13 protein-coding genes are annotated in these 16,629 nt (G+C 69.6%); 1 reads left to right on the plus strand and 12 read right to left on the minus strand.

Annotated features, from left to right (window positions below; translation table 11 throughout):
- Window positions 1-54: 54 nt before the first annotated feature.
- The 3 genes from glmS to ACZ5C2_RS15740 form a co-directional block, all read right to left on the minus strand.
- A complete protein-coding gene (gene glmS / locus ACZ5C2_RS15730; RefSeq protein ID WP_468790664.1) occupies window positions 55-1,872 on the minus strand; it encodes a glutamine--fructose-6-phosphate transaminase (isomerizing) in 1,818 nt (605 codons plus the stop codon).
- A gap of 12 nt (window positions 1,873-1,884) precedes the next feature.
- Window positions 1,885-2,142 carry a hypothetical protein gene (locus tag ACZ5C2_RS15735; RefSeq protein ID WP_030869322.1) on the minus strand — a complete coding sequence of 86 codons (258 nt, stop codon included), beginning with the start codon at window positions 2,140-2,142 and terminating at the stop codon, window positions 1,885-1,887.
- 75 nt (window positions 2,143-2,217) lie between these two features.
- Window positions 2,218-3,102: a DUF4429 domain-containing protein gene (locus ACZ5C2_RS15740; RefSeq protein ID WP_468790666.1), complete on the minus strand. Its 885-nt coding sequence runs from the start codon at window positions 3,100-3,102 to the stop codon at window positions 2,218-2,220.
- 158 nt (window positions 3,103-3,260) lie between these two features.
- On the opposite strand from ACZ5C2_RS15740, the gene ACZ5C2_RS15745 reads away from it, so the two are divergent.
- Complete coding sequence (locus tag ACZ5C2_RS15745) at window positions 3,261-4,880, plus strand: beta-N-acetylhexosaminidase (RefSeq protein ID WP_468790668.1); 1,620 nt, start codon at window positions 3,261-3,263, stop codon at window positions 4,878-4,880.
- A 159-nt stretch (window positions 4,881-5,039) separates the two neighbouring features.
- Here the strand turns inward: ACZ5C2_RS15745 and ACZ5C2_RS15750 are convergent, their stop codons facing one another.
- The 9 genes from ACZ5C2_RS15750 to ACZ5C2_RS15790 form a co-directional block, all read right to left on the minus strand.
- The gene (locus tag ACZ5C2_RS15750; RefSeq protein ID WP_468790670.1) at window positions 5,040-6,812 is read right to left on the minus strand and encodes an IucA/IucC family protein; all 1,773 of its coding nucleotides are present in this window, start codon (window positions 6,810-6,812) and stop codon (window positions 5,040-5,042) included.
- On the minus strand, window positions 6,809-7,378 hold the full coding sequence (locus ACZ5C2_RS15755; RefSeq protein WP_468790672.1) for a GNAT family N-acetyltransferase: 570 nt from the start codon (window positions 7,376-7,378) through the stop codon (window positions 6,809-6,811). The genes ACZ5C2_RS15750 and ACZ5C2_RS15755 overlap by 4 nt, the downstream gene beginning before the upstream one ends.
- Window positions 7,375-8,667, minus strand: coding sequence for a lysine N(6)-hydroxylase/L-ornithine N(5)-oxygenase family protein (locus tag ACZ5C2_RS15760; RefSeq protein ID WP_468790674.1), 1,293 nt, complete (start codon window positions 8,665-8,667; stop codon window positions 7,375-7,377). The genes ACZ5C2_RS15755 and ACZ5C2_RS15760 overlap by 4 nt, the downstream gene beginning before the upstream one ends.
- On the minus strand, window positions 8,651-10,093 hold the full coding sequence (desA, locus tag ACZ5C2_RS15765) for a lysine decarboxylase DesA (RefSeq protein ID WP_468790676.1): 1,443 nt from the start codon (window positions 10,091-10,093) through the stop codon (window positions 8,651-8,653). Before desA ends, ACZ5C2_RS15760 begins: the two co-directional genes overlap by 17 nt.
- Before the next feature lie 157 nt (window positions 10,094-10,250).
- Window positions 10,251-11,132 (minus strand): siderophore-interacting protein, encoded by an 882-nt coding sequence (locus ACZ5C2_RS15770; protein WP_468790678.1) that lies wholly within the window; start codon window positions 11,130-11,132, stop codon window positions 10,251-10,253.
- A gap of 37 nt (window positions 11,133-11,169) precedes the next feature.
- Complete coding sequence (locus ACZ5C2_RS15775) at window positions 11,170-12,213, minus strand: ABC transporter substrate-binding protein (protein ID WP_468790680.1); 1,044 nt, start codon at window positions 12,211-12,213, stop codon at window positions 11,170-11,172.
- Window positions 12,214-12,803: 590 nt separating this feature from the next.
- Entirely contained in the window at window positions 12,804-13,646 is an 843-nt protein-coding gene (locus ACZ5C2_RS15780; protein ID WP_468790682.1) for a slipin family protein, read from the minus strand.
- Complete coding sequence (locus ACZ5C2_RS15785) at window positions 13,643-14,308, minus strand: hypothetical protein (RefSeq protein ID WP_468790684.1); 666 nt, start codon at window positions 14,306-14,308, stop codon at window positions 13,643-13,645. Before ACZ5C2_RS15785 ends, ACZ5C2_RS15780 begins: the two co-directional genes overlap by 4 nt.
- Window positions 14,305-16,614 carry a nitric-oxide reductase large subunit gene (locus ACZ5C2_RS15790; protein WP_468790686.1) on the minus strand — a complete coding sequence of 770 codons (2,310 nt, stop codon included), beginning with the start codon at window positions 16,612-16,614 and terminating at the stop codon, window positions 14,305-14,307. The genes ACZ5C2_RS15785 and ACZ5C2_RS15790 overlap by 4 nt, the downstream gene beginning before the upstream one ends.
- Window positions 16,615-16,629 lie beyond the last annotated feature (15 nt).

Raw genomic sequence — 16,629 nt, forward strand, 5'->3', positions numbered from 1 at the left:
CGCCCGCGGCTGCGCACCTGAGGGACGCGCGGTGTCCCGCGTTCCCCCGGTGTCCTACTCGACCGTTACCGACTTGGCGAGGTTCCGCGGCTTGTCGATGTCCCTGCCGAGGGCCAAGGCGGTGTGGTAGGCGAAGAGTTGGAGGGGGATGCCCATCAGGATGGGGTCCAGCTCGTCCTCGTTCTTGGGGACCAGGAGTGTGTGGTCGGCCTTCTCCTGCTCCTGGTGCGCGACGGCGACGATCCGGCCGCTGCGGGCCTTGATCTCCTCAAGAGCCGCGCGGTTCTTCTCCAGCAGGTCGTCGTCCGGGACGATCGCGACCGTGGGGAGGGCCGGCTCGATCAGGGCCAGCGGGCCGTGCTTGAGCTCGGAGGCGGGGTAGGCCTCGGCGTGGATGTAGGAGACCTCCTTGAGCTTCAGCGAGGCCTCACGGGCCACCGGGTAGCCCCGGACACGGCCGATGAAGAGCATCGAGCGGGCCTCGGCGTACTCCAGGGCCAGCTTCTTGATCTCCTCCTCCTGCTCCATGACCTCGGCGATCTGCCCCGGGAGCCGGCGCAGGCCCTCGATGATCCGCTTGCCGTCGCGCACCGACAGGTCACGCGTGCGTCCCAGGTGCAGGGCGAGCAGAGCGAAGGCGACGGTGGTGTTGGTGAAGCACTTGGTGGACACCACGCACACCTCAGGACCGGCGTGCACATAGACGCCGCCGTCCGCCTCGCGGGCGATCGCGGAGCCGACGACGTTGACCACGCCCAGCACCCGCGCGCCCTTGCGCTTCAGCTCCTGCACGGCCGCCAGCACGTCGTACGTCTCACCGGACTGGGAGACGGCGACGTACAGGGTGTCGGGGTCCACGACCGCGTTGCGGTAGCGGAACTCGGAGGCCGGCTCGGCGTCGGCGGGGATGCGCGCCAGCTCCTCGATCATCTGCGCGCCGATCATGCCGGCGTGGTACGAGGTGCCGCAGCCGAGGATCTTCACGCGGCGGATCCGGCGCGCCTCACGGGCGTCCAGGTTGAGGCCGCCGAGGTGCACGGTGGAGAAGCGGTCGTCGATCCGGCCGCGCAGCACGCGGTCCACGGCCTCGGCCTGCTCGTGGATCTCCTTGTGCATGTAGGTGTCGTGGCCGCCCATGTCGTACGAGGCCGCCTCCCACTCCACGGTGGTCGGCTCGGCGGTCGTACGGGTGCCCTCGGTGGTGTACGTGCGGAAGTCGTCGGCCTTGAGGGTGGCCATCTCGCCGTCGTCCAGCGTGACTATCTGCCGGGTGTGGGCGACCAGCGCGGCGATGTCGGAGGCGACGAACATCTCCTTCTCGCCGATGCCGAGGACGACCGGGGAGCCGTTGCGGGCGACGACGATGCGGTCCGGGAAGTCGGCGTGCAGGACGGCGATGCCGTAGGTGCCCTCGATGAGGCGCACGGTCTCGCGGACCTTGTCCTCCAGCTTCTCCGCCTGCGAACGGGCGATGAGGTGGGTGAGGACCTCGGTGTCGGTCTCGGAGAGGAACTCGACGCCGTCCGCCTCCAGCTTGCGGCGCAGGTCGGAGGCGTTGTCGATGATGCCGTTGTGGACGACGGCGACCTTGCCCCCGGCGTCCAGGTGGGGGTGGGCGTTCACGTCGGAGGGGGCGCCATGGGTGGCCCAGCGGGTGTGGGCGATGCCGGTGGTGCCCTTGAAGCGCGCCGGGACCTTCGCCTCCAGGTCGCGCACCCGGCCCTTGGCCTTGACCATCTTCAGACCGGCCGTCTTCGGGGACGTGACCGCGATGCCCGCCGAGTCGTAGCCGCGGTACTCCAGGCGCTGCAGGCCCTCGAGCAGCAGCGGGGCGACCTCACGCCTGCCGATGTATCCGACGATTCCGCACATATGCGTATGTTCCTAGCCGTAGACGATGCGGCGCAGCTGCCGGAGCGAGAGCTCGGGCGGCGCCACCGCTCGGTATCTGAGGTCCGCCTCGATCCGTTCGAAGATCGTCGCGTTCACCAGGCCCTGGGCCTGGAGTTCGCGGTGGCGGCGACGGACGTACTCCTCGGTCGTCTCGTCGAAGTAGGCGAGCACGTCCTGGATCACCCGCAGCGCCTCGCCCCGGCTGAGGGGCGTGGACCGCGTCAGATGATCAACAAGTTCGTCGTGCACCCGATGATCCTGAGGTACCGGCAGCGGTTTCGCAAGAATCGTGCCCGATATCGGGCAGGTCCCGTGGTGGTGCGGTCACATCCGCTTCAGGATCGCCTGTTTGGCGAGGGTGAACTCCTCGTCGGTGAGCACGCCGGAGCGGTGCAGCTCACCCAGCTCCCGCAGCCGGCGGAGCAAGGCGTCGTGGTCGTCCTCGGAGGGGGAGGAAGGCGGCCGCGGGGAGGCCTCCGGTTCCCCCGGGCCGGCGTCGTCGGCGGGTGCGGCCGGGTGGGGCAGGCGGGCCTGGACGGCGGCGGCCACGAGCGCCATCAGCGGATCCTTCTTGAAGCCCCACAGCTCCACCGAGTTGGGGTCGTACTTGGCCGGGGCCCTGGTGGCGGCGTTGCGCACGGTGAAGCGGAGGTGGCCGTTCTCCAGCCCGGCCGCCGGCTGCCACTCCACGCCGGTCAGGTCCGTCACCGCGAGGGTGCGGGTGCCGGCGGCGGCCTTGGCGTCCTCCGTCTTCCAGTTCCACTCCAGCCGGACGCGCTCGCCGTCGAAACTCACCGTGCCGTCCCCGGCCGAGACGGACAGCGGCACGGACGGGCCGGGCATCAGATACCCGGTCACCGGGTCGGAGGGGATCTGGTCCAGCAGCAGTGCGGTGCGGACCTCCTCCGTGAAGTACTCTGCGACGCCGTAGCGGTCGGAGTCGACGATCAGCTGGTAGGGGTCGTGCGGCTCGGCGAGCCGGCCGCCGGTCGCGTGCAGCAGGGGGTCGGCGCCGTCGCGCAGCCTCAGCCTCAGCCGCCCCGCCTTCTTCCCCTGCTCGAACGATATTCCCGCCAACGCCTGGAGGGGCAGCACCAGTTCACCCAAGGTCCTGCGCAGCAGGCCGACGTTCTTGTCCCGGCCGGGAGTCAGCCGCAGGGTCTCCCCGTCGAACGTCCACGTACCGTCCTTCTGGATGATTTCCGCCATGGGGTGATTGTTTCACCGGATCTGCGGGAGAGTGGTCTATACCCCATCCGGCTTCCCTTGCGGAGCCCCGGAGTTGAGATGCGGCTTCCTTCGCGGGAGCCCCGGAGTTGAGATGCGGCTTCCCCCGCGGGAGCCACGGAGTTGAGAAGGGAGCGCGTGTGAGACGGCAACGACGGCACCACGGAACGACTCCCCGCACCACCCGGCTGCTCGGATCCCTGCTGCTGGTCGTGGCGGCAGGGGCCGTCATGGTGGGAGCGGCCCCCGTGCAGGGCGACAGCCCCGCCCGGGGCGCGACCCCCGTCCCGCTGGACCGGGTGATCCCGGCCCCCGCCTCGGTGGAACCGGGCGGATCCCCGTACCGCATCACCGAGAACACCCCGATCCGGGTCGACGGTTCCCGTGAGGCCCGCCGCGTCGGCGAGTACCTCGCGGACGTCCTGCGGCCCTCCACCGGCTACCGGCTGCCGGTCACCGACCACGGCAAGGGTGGCATCCGGCTGCGGATCGCCGAGGGCACCTACGGCAGTGAGGGCTACCGCCTGCACAGCGGCCGTTCGGGCGTCACCCTCACCGCCGCCGAGCCCGCCGGACTCTTCCACGGGGTGCAGACCCTGCGCCAGCTGCTCCCCGCGTCCGTCGAGCAGAACTCCGAACAGCCCGGCCCCTGGCTGGTGGGGGGCGGCATCATCACGGACACCCCGCGCTTCGGCTGGCGCGGCGCCATGCTCGACGTCTCCCGGCACTACTTCTCCGTCGACGAGGTCAAGCGTTACATCGACCAGATCGCCCTGTACAAGATCAACAAGCTGCATCTGCACCTCAGCGACGACCAGGGCTGGCGCATCGCCATCGACTCCTGGCCGCGCCTGGCCACCTACGGCGGCTCGACCGAGGTCGGCGGCGGGCCCGGCGGCCACTACACCAAGGCCGACTACAAGGAGATTGTCCGCTACGCCTCCTCACGTCACCTGGAGGTCGTCCCCGAGATCGACATGCCGGGCCACACCAACGCGGCCCTCGCCTCCTACGCCGACCTGAACTGCGACGGCGTGGCACCCCCGCTGTACACCGGCATCGAGGTCGGCTTCAGCTCGCTGTGCGTCGACAAGGAGATCACGTACGACTTCGTGGACGACGTGGTGCGGGAGATCGCCGCGCTCACACCCGGCCGCTACCTCCACATCGGTGGCGACGAGGCGCACTCCACCCCGCACGAGGACTTCGTGACGTTCATGGACCGGGTGCAGCCGATCGTCGCGAAGTACGGCAAGACCGTGATCGGCTGGCACCAGCTGACCGGCGCGGACCCGGCGAAGGGCGCGCTCGCCCAGTACTGGGGTCTGGACCGCACCAGCGGTGCGGAGAAGGAGCAGGTCGCCGAGGCCGCGCGGAACGGCACCGGGCTGATCCTCTCGCCGGCCGACCGGGCCTACCTCGACATGAAGTACGACAAGAACACGCCGCTCGGGCTGTCCTGGGCGGGGTACGTCGAGGTGCAGCGGTCCTACGACTGGGACCCGGGGGCGTATCTGGAGGGTGTGCCGGAGTCCGCGGTGCGGGGCGTCGAGGCGCCGCTGTGGACGGAGACGCTGTCGGATTCGGGCGAGCTGGAGTTCATGGCCTTCCCGAGGCTGCCGGGGATCGCCGAGCTGGGGTGGTCGCCTGCGGCCACGCATGACTGGGCGGGGTACCGGGAGCGGCTGGCCGCGCAGGCCCCGCGGTGGGAGGCGCTGGGGGTGGGCTACTACAAGTCGCCGCAGGTGCCGTGGTCCTGACCGTGGTGAGTCGGCTGCGACGCCGTGGGGGCTGGTCGCGCAGTTCCCCGCGTGCCCGGGGGAGGGCTGGATCTGAGCCCTCCCGTACCTGAGGTGTATGCCTGGACGGGCGCTCCGAAGGACCGTGCTTCCGGAGCGCCCGTCCGTACGCGGGGGCTGCTACCGACCCGCGAGGGGGTTCCTCAGCGTGCCGATCAGCTGGAGGGCGCCGGACGGGTCCGTCAGGTCGACCATCTGCTGGTTGTCGCGCAGCTGGAGGCGGTTGAGGCAGGACAGGGCGAACTCGGGGGCGAACATGTCGTACCGGGCGAACTTGCCGGCGAGTTCCGGCACCGATGACTGGTACTCACGGGTGACCTCCGCGACCGTGTCCCAGAATCCGTCCTCGTCCAGGACGCCCTCCTCGGCCAGGTTCGCCGCGAGGAAGCGGAAGAAGCAGTCGAAGACGTCCGTGAAGATCGACAGCAGCTTCGTGTCCTCCGGGACCTCCACCCGGATGCGGGTGACCTCCGGCGGGAGGACCGCGTCCGGGTCCATCACCGCGATCTCCTCGGCGATGTCCTTGTAGATCGCGCGCTTCACCACGCCGTCCGCCAGGACGAGGATCACGTTCTCGCCGTGCGGCATGTACACCAGGTCGTAGGCGTAGAAGCTGTGCAGCAGCGGGACGTAGTACGCGCGCAGGTAGCGCCGCAGCCACTCGGCCGGGGCGAGCCCCGAGCGCCCGATCAGCGCGCCGGCGAAGGACTTCCCCTCGTGGTCGACATGGACCAGCGAGGCCATGGTGGCGAGGGACTCGCCGCTCTCCAGGGACGGCACCGGGCTCTGACGCCACAGCGCGGCCAGCATCTTGCGGTACGGCGAGTAGCGGTCCGTGGCCTGCTCGTACTCCAGGTGCCGGTAGCCCACGGCGGCCCGCTCCCGGATGATCGACAGTCCTGTGGCCCGAAGTACCGGGTCGCTGTCCATGAGCTGTGCCAGCCAGTCGTTGATCGCCGGGGTCGCCTCCATGTAGGCGGCGGACAGCCCGCGCATGAAGCCCATGTTGAGGACGGACAGTGCCGTCTTGACGTAGTGCTTCTCCGGGTGCGACCGGTTGAAGAAGGTACGGATGGACTGCTGGGCGAGGTACTCGTCGTCGCCCTCGCCCAGGCAGACCAGGTGACGGCGGGCGACCTCGGCGGCGAAGGTGACGGAGAGCTTGTTCCACCACTGCCAGGGGTGGACGGGAATCAGGAGGTAGTCGGCGGGGTCCAGATCCTGGTCGCGCAGGACGGCGTGGAAGCCCTCGACGGTCTCCTCGCCCAGCTCCTGGCGGATGAACGACTCGTACTCGATCCCGACGCCGGCCGTGAACGCGGCGCGCGAGCGGTGCGCGGCCAGCCACACCAGCCGGACCGGGTTCGCCGTCTCCGGCGCGTACGACCGGTACTCGTGGACACCGAAGCCGAGCCGGCCGTTGTTGGCGACGAAGCAGGGGTGGCCCTCGGTCATACCGGTCTCGATGGCCTGGAAGCCGGCGCCGACCAGCTCGGCGACCGGGACCTGCGGCTTGGTGAGCTTGTAGCAGGTGCCCGACAGGGTGGAGGAGATCTCCTCCAGGTACACCGGCAGGATCTCGTCGCTCAGGCCCAGGGACTTCCGCAACTCGATGAGGAAGTCCAGGGCCGCCAGCTCGAGTTCGGCGTCACCGCGGTGACGGGTGATCGAGTCGGCGTCGACCTGCCAGTGGTCCAGGGCGCGCCGGGTCGCCGTGTAGGTGTACCGGGTCAGGCCGTCGTCACTGCGGACGACGTACCCGCCGTCGCCGGTGGCCTCCGGCGTGATGAGCCGCTCGTGCGCGAACTCGGCGAGCGCCTTGCGGATCAGCAGCCGGTTGGCCCGTGCCCAGTGGTGGGGGGACAGATGCGCCACGGCGTCGGACAGGGTCATACGGACACTCCTCGGGCGGCGGCCATGAACCGTGCGCGTGTGCAGAAGCTCAGCAGTGCGCGCTTCTCCGGCTTGTCGATCTCACGCTCGGGGACGAAGCCCACGGCCTCGTTCAGGGCGTGTACGGCCTTGTTGCCCACGTCCGGTTCGACCACGACCCGGCGGGTCGCGGGGTCGGCGAACAGCTCCTCCATCACGGCGGTGATGACGGCCCTGGTGAAGCCGTGGACGGGGCGGTCGGTGGGGGCGACCAGGAAGTGCATGCCGACATCGCCCGGCTCGGGGTCGTACAGGCCGACGAGTTCGGCGTACCGGGGGTCGTACCTCTCCATCAGGAACGCCGGTTCGCCGTCGTGCAGGCCCAGATGGGCGTGGTGGTGCTCGTGGGCGGCGATGCGCATGTACTCGCGTTCGACGTCCTGGAGTTTCGCGTCCTGCATCATCCAGAACGCGGCCTTGGGGTCGGTGACCCAGCGGTGCAGCAGCTCGGCGTCCTTGAGCGGGTCCAGGGGGCGGACGGTGAACGTACCTATGCCCGTATGACCCGCATTTCCCGTACTGCTCATACCGCGAACTCCTGGAACGCGATGGCCTTCTCGACCGGGTAGTACTCGGTGCCCAGCAGCTCACGGATGATGGACGCGTTGCGGTACGGGCCCATGCCCAGGTCGGGGCTGGTGACGCTGTGCGTGTGGACGCCCGCGTTCTGCAGGAAGACCCCGCGGCCGGTGACGTCGATGGCGTAGTTGCGGGCGACGTCGAAGCGGCCGTGACCGTCGAAGCGGATCCGGTCCCGCACCGGGTCGAGGAAGGCCGGGGGCTCGTAGTGGTAGCCGGTGGCCAGCACCAGGCCCTCGGTGCGGATCTCGAAGTCCTTGCCCTGCTCGTCCTGGTGGAAGCCGAGCGTGTACGCGCCGTCCTCGTACCGGGCGGTGGTGAGCGAGGAGTTGGTGAGCAGCCGGGTGGGGACGGGGCGGCCGGCGCCCTCGACGTGCTTCTGGTACAGCAGGTCGAAGATCGCGTCGATCAGCTCCGAGTTGATGCCCTTGAACAGGCCCTTCTGCTGCTTCTCCAGGCGGTAGCGGGTCTCCTCGGGCAGTGCGCGGAAGTAGTCGATGTAGTCCGGGGACGTCATCTCCAGGGTCAGCTTGGTGTACTCCAGCGGGAAGAACCGCGGGGAGCGGGTGACCCAGTTGAGCTGGTAGCCGTGGACGTCGATCCCGGAGAGCAGTTCGTGGTAGATCTCGGCGGCGCTCTGTCCGCTGCCGACGATCGTGACCGACTTCTTCTTCAGCAGTTCCGCCTTGCGGTGCGTGTACCGCGCGTTGTGGAAGAGGTCGCCGTCCAGGCCGCGGCACGGCTCCGGGACGAACGGTACGGTCCCGGTGCCGAGCACCAGGTGCCGGGCACGGTAGGTGTCACCGGCCGCCGTCGCCACGACGTAGAGCTCCTCGCTCTCGTCGTACGTCACCTCGGTGACCGTCGTGCCGAAGCGGATGCTGCTCAGCTTCTGCGCGGCCCAGCGGCAGTAGTCGTCGTACTCGACCCGCAGCGGGTAGAAGTTCTCGCGTATGTAGAACGAGTACAGTCGGCCCTTCTCCTTCAGGTAGTTGAGGAAGGAGTACGGGGACGTCGGGTCGGCGAGGGTGACCAGGTCCGACATGAACGGGGTCTGCAGGTGGGCGCCGTCCAGGAACATCCCGGCGTGCCACGCGAAGTCCGGCTTCGACTCCAGGAAGACGCCGTTCAGCTCGTCGATGGGCTCGGTGAGGCAGGCGAGGCCGAGGTTGAAGGGGCCCAGGCCGATGCCCACGAAGTCGTGGGCGGGGTGCGGGGCTTCAGCAGGCGCGGTCAAGGGTCTCTCCCAGGTACTGCTCGGCGTGGCCGGCGATCAGATCGAGGACGGCCGAGAGATCGTCCGTCGTGGTCTCGGGGTTCAGCAGGGTGAACTTCAGGTAGTGGCGTCCCGCCACCTTGGTGCCCGCGACCACCGCGTCACCGGAGGCGAACAGGGCTTTGCGGGCGTGGAGGTTGGCGCGGTCGATCTCGGCGGGGTCGGTGACGGCCGCCGGGATGTAGCGGAAGACCAGGGTGGAGAGGTTCGGCTCGACCACCACGTCGAAACGGGGGTCGGCGGCCATCAGCTTCCAGCCCCGGGCCGCGAGGTCGCAGACCTCGTCGAAGAGCTCGCCGATACCGTCGGCACCCATCACGCGCAGGGTCATCCACACTTTGAGCGCGTCGAAGCGGCGGGTGGTCTGCAGGGACTTGTCCACCTGGTTGGGGATGCGCTCGGTCACCATGCGGCGTGGGTTGAGGTACTCGGCGTGGTAGGTGGCGTGCCGCAGCGTGGCGGCGTCACGGACCAGCAGGGCCGACGAACTCACCGGCTGGAAGAAGGACTTGTGGTAGTCGACGGTGACCGAGTCGGCGCGCTCGATGCCGTCGATGCGGCCCCGGTACTTCAGCGAGGTGAGCAGTCCGCAGCCGTAGGCGGCGTCCACGTGCATCCAGGTGCCGTACTGCTCGCACAGCCCGGCGATCTCTGGCAGCGGGTCGATGGAGCCGAAGTCGGTGGTGCCGGCGGTGGCGACGACGGCCATGGGGACCAGGCCCGCCTCGCGGCAGCGCTCCAGTTCACGGGCGAGGGCGACGGTGTGCAGCCGTTTGTCGTGGTCGACGGGTACCACCACCACGGCGTCCGGACCGAGGCCGAGCAGCTTCGCGGATTTCTGCACGCTGAAGTGGCTGACCTCGGAGGCGAAGACGCGCAGTTTCGCGGGGTCGTCGGTCTTGGCCTCCTCACGGGCCAGCAGCAGCGCCTGGAGGTTGGACTGGGTACCGCCGGAGGTGAACACGCCGTCGGCGGCCGGGCCGAAGCCGACACGGCCGGTCGTCCAGTCGATGATCTTCCGTTCGATGAGGGTCCCGCCGGCCGACTGGTCCCAGGTGTCCAGGGAGGAGTTGACGGCGGAGAGCACCGCCTCGCCGAGCACGGCCGGGATGACGACCGGGCAGTTGAGGTGGGCGAGGTAGCGGGGGTGGTGGAAGTAGATCGCGTCCCGGAGGTAGACGTCCTCCAGTTCGTCCAGCACCGCGGCGGTGTCGTGCAGGGGGCGGTCGAGATCGATCGCGTCGATGCGGGGGGCGAGGGCGTCGACCGGGATCCCGGTGAACGGCCGCTCGGTGGTGGCGAGTTTCGCGGCCACCCGCTCGACTCCCTCGGTCACGGAGCGACGGTAGTGCTCCGCGGTGGTGTCGTTGAGCAGGTGTGAGCGCATATGGGGGTCCTCCGGTGGGGACGGTCCGGTGCGGGGAGCTGTCCAGTGCGTAGCTTAGGGTAGCCTAACCTAAACCACACGTCAGTCCCTTCCGCTCCCGGCCGTGACGGCAATCACTCCCGCCGGGAACATGGCGGACCGTCAACTCCGTGGCGCATCAACCCAGTTCGCGCATCTGCTCCTCCGTCAGCCCGCGGCGCCAGTAGCCCACGAACGTCACCCGCCGGCGGTCGATCCCGCGTTCGCCGACGACGTGCCGCCGCAGTTGCCTGACACAGCCCGCCTCCCCGGCGAGCCAGACGTACGGCCGGGCGGCGGGCGGGAGTTCGGCGGCCCGGAGGTCCTCCAGGGCCATGGGGGAGGCCTGGGCCGGTGAGGTGGAGGCCCCCTCCCGGACGTACCACGTGATCTCGGCGTCCGCCTCGGTCGCCAGGTCCTGGATGTCCCCCGAGTGCGGTACCTCCAGCCATGCCCGGGCGCGGGTGCCGGCCGGGAGGGTCCCGAGGACGGCCGCTGCGGCGGGCAGGGCGGTCTCGTCGGCCCACAGGAGGGCCAGGTCGGTGTCACCGGGCGGGCGGAAGCGGATCGCGCGGTTGTCGGCGATCGCGGGACCGAGCAGCAGCACCCGGTCACCGGCGGTGGCGCGGGCGGCCCAGCGGGACGCCGGACCCGCCTCGGCGGACGCGCCGGCCTCCTCGGTGATGCCGTGCAGCACGAAGTCGATGTCGACCTCGCCGGTGTGCCCCCCGGCGTCCGCGCGCAGCTCCCGGAGCGTGTACGAGCGCATCACCGCCCGCACGTCCTCGGGCAGTTCGCGCCAGCCCTGCCACCAGTCGTCGCCCCGTTCGAGCGGCACGACCGGCTCGCTCTGCCCCGGGTGCGGCAGGAACAGCGACAGCGACTGGTCCCGCCCCTCGGAGCGGAAGTCGCGCAGGTCGGGACCGGCGAAGGTGACCCGGACCAGGGACGGGCCGAGCCGCCTCGTCGCTGCGACCTGGAGGGCGAAGAAGCGGAACGGGGCGGCTACGGCAGTGCTCACGTATGGCTCCGGGGAAGGAGGGTTCTGTCAGGGAGGGTCAGCCGACCTTCTTGGCCTTCTCGATGGCCGCGGCGAGCGCCTCGACCGGCGCGACGCACTTGTCGTAGGACAGGATCGGCTCGGTGGAGCGGGCGATGACCTGGCCGGCCTTGACCGCGGGGAGCTTCTTCCAGGTCGCCTCGGTGATGTCGGCGGGCTGGATGGCCGAGGTGCGGTCGTCCATCATGATGACGTCGGCCTCGTGCTTGTCGACGTTCTCCCAGCTGAGGCTCTCGAACCAGCCGCCGGTGGCCTTCTTGGCCTCCTCCGTCGGCTCGACGAAGTTCACGCCGAGGGCCTTGAAGTACTCCAGGTCGACGGAGAGGTTGGTGCCGGAGACGTAGAAGAGTTCGGGGCTCGCCGAGCCCACCATCACCTTGATGCCGGGGTTGGTCCTGACGGCCTTGCGCAGCCGCTCCGAGGCCTCCTCGAAGCGCTTCTTGGCGTCGGTGGCCTTCGCCGCCTTCATGTCGGCGCCGAGCGACTCGGCCAGCTCCCACATCCGCTGGAGCGGGCCGGTCAGCTGGCGGTCGTAGACGGAGATGGCGACGCTCGGGGCGAGCTTGGCGATCTTGTCCTTGGACGCCTCGGGGACGTACCAGAGGGTGCCGGTGTCGTCGAACATCGTGGAGATCAGGACGTCGGGCGCGAGCGTCGCGTACTTCTCGACGTTGAACTGGTCCCAGACGTTGCCGAGGATGGTCACCTTGCTGATGTCCATGTCGCCGGCCTGCACATCGGCCTTGCCGTCCTTGGTCTCCGTCGGCCCGAAGACGCCCTTGACCTGGATGCCGTAGTCGTACAGCGCGGCCGCCACACCGGTGAACGCGACGATGTTCGCAGGGACCTTGTCGAGCTTCACGGTGGTGCCGCGGTCGTCCTTGAAGGACCAGGGGCCGGACTTCGCCGCCTTCGTCGGCTCGGAGCCCCCGCTCTTCGTCTGATCGTCACCGCAGGCCGTGAGCGCGGCGCCGAGTCCGAGGGCGCCGCCGGCGGCGAGCAGTCCGCGGCGGGAGAAGCGGGCGGTTCGGGCGTTCGACATGGGCGGATCTGCTTTCGTGCGGACGGAGCGGAGCCACTGGGTGCGAACCTGCGGGACCCCTGGCTGGAAACAGGCTTAGGTTAGCCTAACCTCAGGAAATGTCCACAGGGTGCCCGGTCTGCATCCCCGGCCGAGTGGGGTGAAATGCGCGGCCTGTACCGTGATTCCCGTCACGTGAGGGGGTGACCGTGGGGTCGGTCCGACGCTGGGGCACTCCGGCGGCGAACTACCCTCAGGCGGACGGGGGCTGACCTCCCGCGGGCCCGCGGACGACGACGGCATGCTCCCCGGGTGGTGCTCCTGATCCCCCTGTGGGCGGTGTTCCCGGCCCGGTGGCTCCCCATAGGATCCCCGGCCCGCCCGAAGCCGGGCGTCACATGAGGCCGTTACCGGACCGCCGGCTCGGCACTGCTCCCGGCTCCCCTGGCGTTCCTGACGATCCGTCCTGACCGACGGCTGAGCACGTGGCTCGTGCCGTCGCTGATGCCGGAGGCGAACGTCGGGCGGGTGCGGCACGACGGTCCACGCACGGTAGTCGCACCCGTCCTCACGTCCCCCGGAAGGGTCTTCCGGGGTGGCGTCCGTTCCTCTCACTCCGGCAGACGGTGGGACGCCGCCGCCGACATGGCGGCCGGAAGCATCTCGCTGAGCGAGGTGCCCGCGGAGGTCCCCGCGGACGTCCCCCCGGCACCCGGCAGGTCGACCGGGACCGGGAAGATGACGGTGGAGCGGCCCTCGCTGCCCAGCTCCATCAGGGTCTGCAGGTAGCGGAGCTGGATGGCGGCGGGATGCTCGGCGAGCTTCGCCGCCGCGTCCCGGAGGTTGTGGGCGGCCTGGACCTCACCCTGGGCGCCGATGATTTTGGCGCGGCGCTCCCGCTCGGCCTCCGCCTGCCGTCCGATGGCCCGCTGCATGGCCTCGGGGATCTCGACGTCCTTGATCTCGACCAGGGTGACCTTCACCCCCCAGGGCTCGGTCTGCTCGTCGAGGATGTGCTGGAGGCTCGTGCCCAGGCGGTCGCGCTCGGCCAGCAGCGCGTCCAGGTCGTGCCGGCCGAGTACGGAGCGCAGGGTGGTCTGGGCGAGCTGGGAGGTGGCCACGGCGTAGTTCTCGACCTCCGTCACCGAGCGCGTGGGGTCGACGACCCGGAAATACGCCACCGTGTTGACCCGTACGGGAACGTTGTCGCGGGTGATGGCCTCCTGCGGCGGGATGGTCAGGGCCACCGTACGCAGGTCGACCCGGACCATGCGGTCCACCAGCGGCACCAGGAGCACCGGACCCGGGCCGCGCAGGGTGCGCAGGCGGCCGAGGCGGAAGACGACGGCGCGCTCGTACTCGCGCAGGACGCGCAGGCTCACTGCCGCCGCGGCGGCGCCGCAGCCGATGATGACGGCGACGGCGGTGGAGACGGTGAGGGGTGTCCAGATCACAGGTTGCTCCTGTCGTCGGACGCGGAACCGCGGCCCCGGACGGTCGCGTAGCGGGAGGGTGCCCGGAACGACGCCGAGGACGGGGCCGAGGGCGCGTCCGGGAACGGCGATGAGAACGCGGTGGAGGGAAGGCCGGGCTCGGGGAAGCCCGCGGGGGTGGCCCGGAAGTGGGCGGTGAGCCACCAGCCGGCCGCGGCCGTCGCGGCGCCCGTCGCACCGGAGAGGGCGAGATCGGCGGGCGCGTGATGGCGTACGGCCTCGACGACGACGAGCAGTGCGGCGAGCGCGACGAGCACCAGGGCCACACCGCGGTGGAAGCGCCCGGCCTCGGAGTGGGGCCACGGACGCAGCGGACGGACGATCTCCCGTCCGCCGTCGTCGGACGTGCAGTCGTCCTTGCGGGGACAGGCGTTGCACACGACCGGCTTGGCCCGGTACCGCACCAGCTCTCCGTCCCGGTCCGGGCGCTGGGGCCAGAGCAGTTGGTCGGTGGGGCAGACCCAGGCGTCGTGCTCGGGCCGGTAGGTGAAGCCACCGGTGCGCAGCCGCTCGCTGCGTGTGGAGATGTGGCGGGCCAGCCGGTCCAGACCGGCGGCGGCGGCCAGCAGGACCGCCGCGTAGCCGTCGATCAGGACCGCCTCGGTGGCGAACGGGCCGATCACCGCTTGTCCGTTGTGATGGTCTCGTCGATGTCGGAGAGCCGGGGCGCCGGCACCGCACCGGTGGCGGGATCGGCGGCGGCCTCGCGGCCCCGGTGACGTACGCCGAGCCAGCACAGCCACAGCAGCGGGAGGACACCGCCGATGATGAAGATCAGATCACCGGGCATGCGCATCCACTCCAGGAAGTTCAGCGCGGGGTCGCCGGTGAGGTAGTGCAGCTCGCGGGCCTCGAAGTAGCCGGAGTCCACGGACTTGTACAGCTGCACCAGGCCGATCGGCAGCAGGGTCGCGAAGCACATCCAGGCCAGCCCGATGTTCAGCGACCAGAACGAGAAGCGGATCCATTTCTCCGGCCACTTGTCGGAGGGAATCATGTAGCGCAACGCGAACACGGCGAAGGCGATGGCCAGCATCCCGTACACGCCCATCATGGAGCCGTGTGCGTGGTTCGCCGTCAGGGCCGTGCCGATCTGGTAGTAGGACACGATGGGAAGGTTGATCAGGAAGCCGAAGACCCCGGCGCCGAGGAAGTTCCAAAAGCCCACCGCCACCAGGAACATCACGGCCCACCGGTGCGGGAAGGGAGACTTGGACTCCGTCTGCTGGTGTGCCCCGAGCTGGATGAAGCTCCACGCCTCCACGGTCAGGAAGGTCAGCGGGATGACCTCCATCGCGGAGAAGAAGGCGCCGAGCGCCATGTGCTCCGCGGGCTCGCCGCTGAAGTACAGGTGGTGCATGGTCCCCAGGACGCCGCCCGCCGAGTACAGGATGATGTCCAGGTAGATGACGACGAGGGCGACCTTCTCGCGTACGACGCCGAGCAGCACGAACATGTAGGCGACCATCGTGGTGGTGAACAGCTCGAGGAAGTCCTCCACCCACAGGTGCACCACCCAGAAGCGCCAGAACTCGGTCACCGTGAAGTGGTCCCCGGCGCGTGCCAGCAGCCCGACCGCGTAGACGACGGGGATGGTCAGGCCGGCGAGGAAGAAGAGCCAGGGCATGTTGCCCCTGTGCTCCTGGGCCAGGGTCCTGCGCATGACCCGCCACATCATGAACAGCCACAGGAACAGGCCGACGACGAGCAGGATCTGCCACACGCGGGCCAGATCGAGATACTCGAACTGCATGCTGCCGAAGAAGTTCCCCGGGTCGATCAGCCCGTGGATGGACAGGCCCTCACCGATCAGCGAGCCGAAGACGACGACGGCGACCGCGATCAGCAGTCCCCAGGCCAGGATGTGCTGCCGCCTGGGCTCACGGCCGGAGATCAGCGGTGCGAGGAAGATGCCCGCGGCCAGGAACCCGGCCACCACCCAGAAGAGTGAGAGCTGCAGGTGCCAGGTGCGGGCCAGGTTGTACGGCAGCACCTTGGCGAGGTCGTAGCCGAAGAAGTCGGTGATCTCGGCACGGTAGTGCTCGGAGGCGGAACCGAGCATCACCTGGGCGAGGAACAGCACCACCATGACGAGGAAGAAGTACGCGGTCGTGCGCTGTGACGGGGTGAGGCTGATCCGGTCGGCCGGGTGGAAGGTGAGGGCATCGGCCTGCCGCCCCTGCCAGCCCAGTTGCCCGCCCCAGCGGCCGACGGCGGCGAAGAGCAGGCCGATCCCGCCGAGCAGGGCGATCAGCGAGACCACGCTCCAGAGCACCACATGGGCACTGGGGGTGTTGCCCACGAGCGGTTCCGGGGGCCAGTTGTTGGTGTAGGTGTAGTCCTTGCCGGGGCGTTCGGTGGCAGAGGCCCACGCGGTCCACGAGAAGAACGCCGTCAGCTGGTGGATCTGCCGCTCGTCGGTGATCGCCTCCGAGCGCAGGCCCCTACCGGTGTCGGGAGCCGCGAAGTAGGCCGCGTAGTGCGCCTTGAGCGCCTCGAAGGCGTCTGCCTGCCGCTCGGTGAACGTCAGCCGGCCGGAGCGGCTGTCGTAGCGGTTGGCGCGCATCTCCTGCTCCACCCGGTCGCGTGCCTCGTCGTCGCCGCCCTGCGCCTTGAGCATGTCGAGGGCGGAGCGACGCAGGTAGTCGGCCGTGTAGTCGGGGCCGAGGTAGGCGCCGTGGCCCAGGACCGAGCCGTACTGCATCAGGCCGTGGGCGAGGAAGACCTTCTGGCCGTCTGCGACGTCCTCCTCGGTGTAGAGCTCCTGACCGCTCTCGCTGACCACCTGCTTGGGGATGGGGGGACTCGCGTCGTACGTCCGGTAGGCGAGAAGTCCCATCACGAAGAAGCCGAAGAGCGCGACCAGTGCTCCCGCCTGAATCCAGTGCCGTGAGACCAGAAGCTCACGACGTACCACCGTGTTTGTCACTGCCCACCACCAAGG

It is taken from the genome of Streptomyces sp. NPDC031365, from assembly GCF_055569765.1.

Bases quoted from the DNA above. Each gene is read 5' to 3' on its own strand.
- ACZ5C2_RS15775 (WP_468790680.1), bottom strand. From the start codon at position 12,213: ATGTCGAACGCCCGAACCGCCCGCTTCTCCCGCCGCGGACTGCTCGCC.
- ACZ5C2_RS15740 (WP_468790666.1), bottom strand. From the start codon at position 3,102: ATGGCGGAAATCATCCAGAAGGACGGTACGTGGACGTTCGACGGGGAG.
- ACZ5C2_RS15750 (WP_468790670.1), bottom strand. From the start codon at position 6,812: ATGACCCTGTCCGACGCCGTGGCGCATCTGTCCCCCCACCACTGGGCA.
- ACZ5C2_RS15755 (WP_468790672.1), bottom strand. From the start codon at position 7,378: ATGAGCAGTACGGGAAATGCGGGTCATACGGGCATAGGTACGTTCACC.
- desA (WP_468790676.1), bottom strand. From the start codon at position 10,093: ATGCGCTCACACCTGCTCAACGACACCACCGCGGAGCACTACCGTCGC.
- glmS (WP_468790664.1), bottom strand. From the start codon at position 1,872: ATGTGCGGAATCGTCGGATACATCGGCAGGCGTGAGGTCGCCCCGCTG.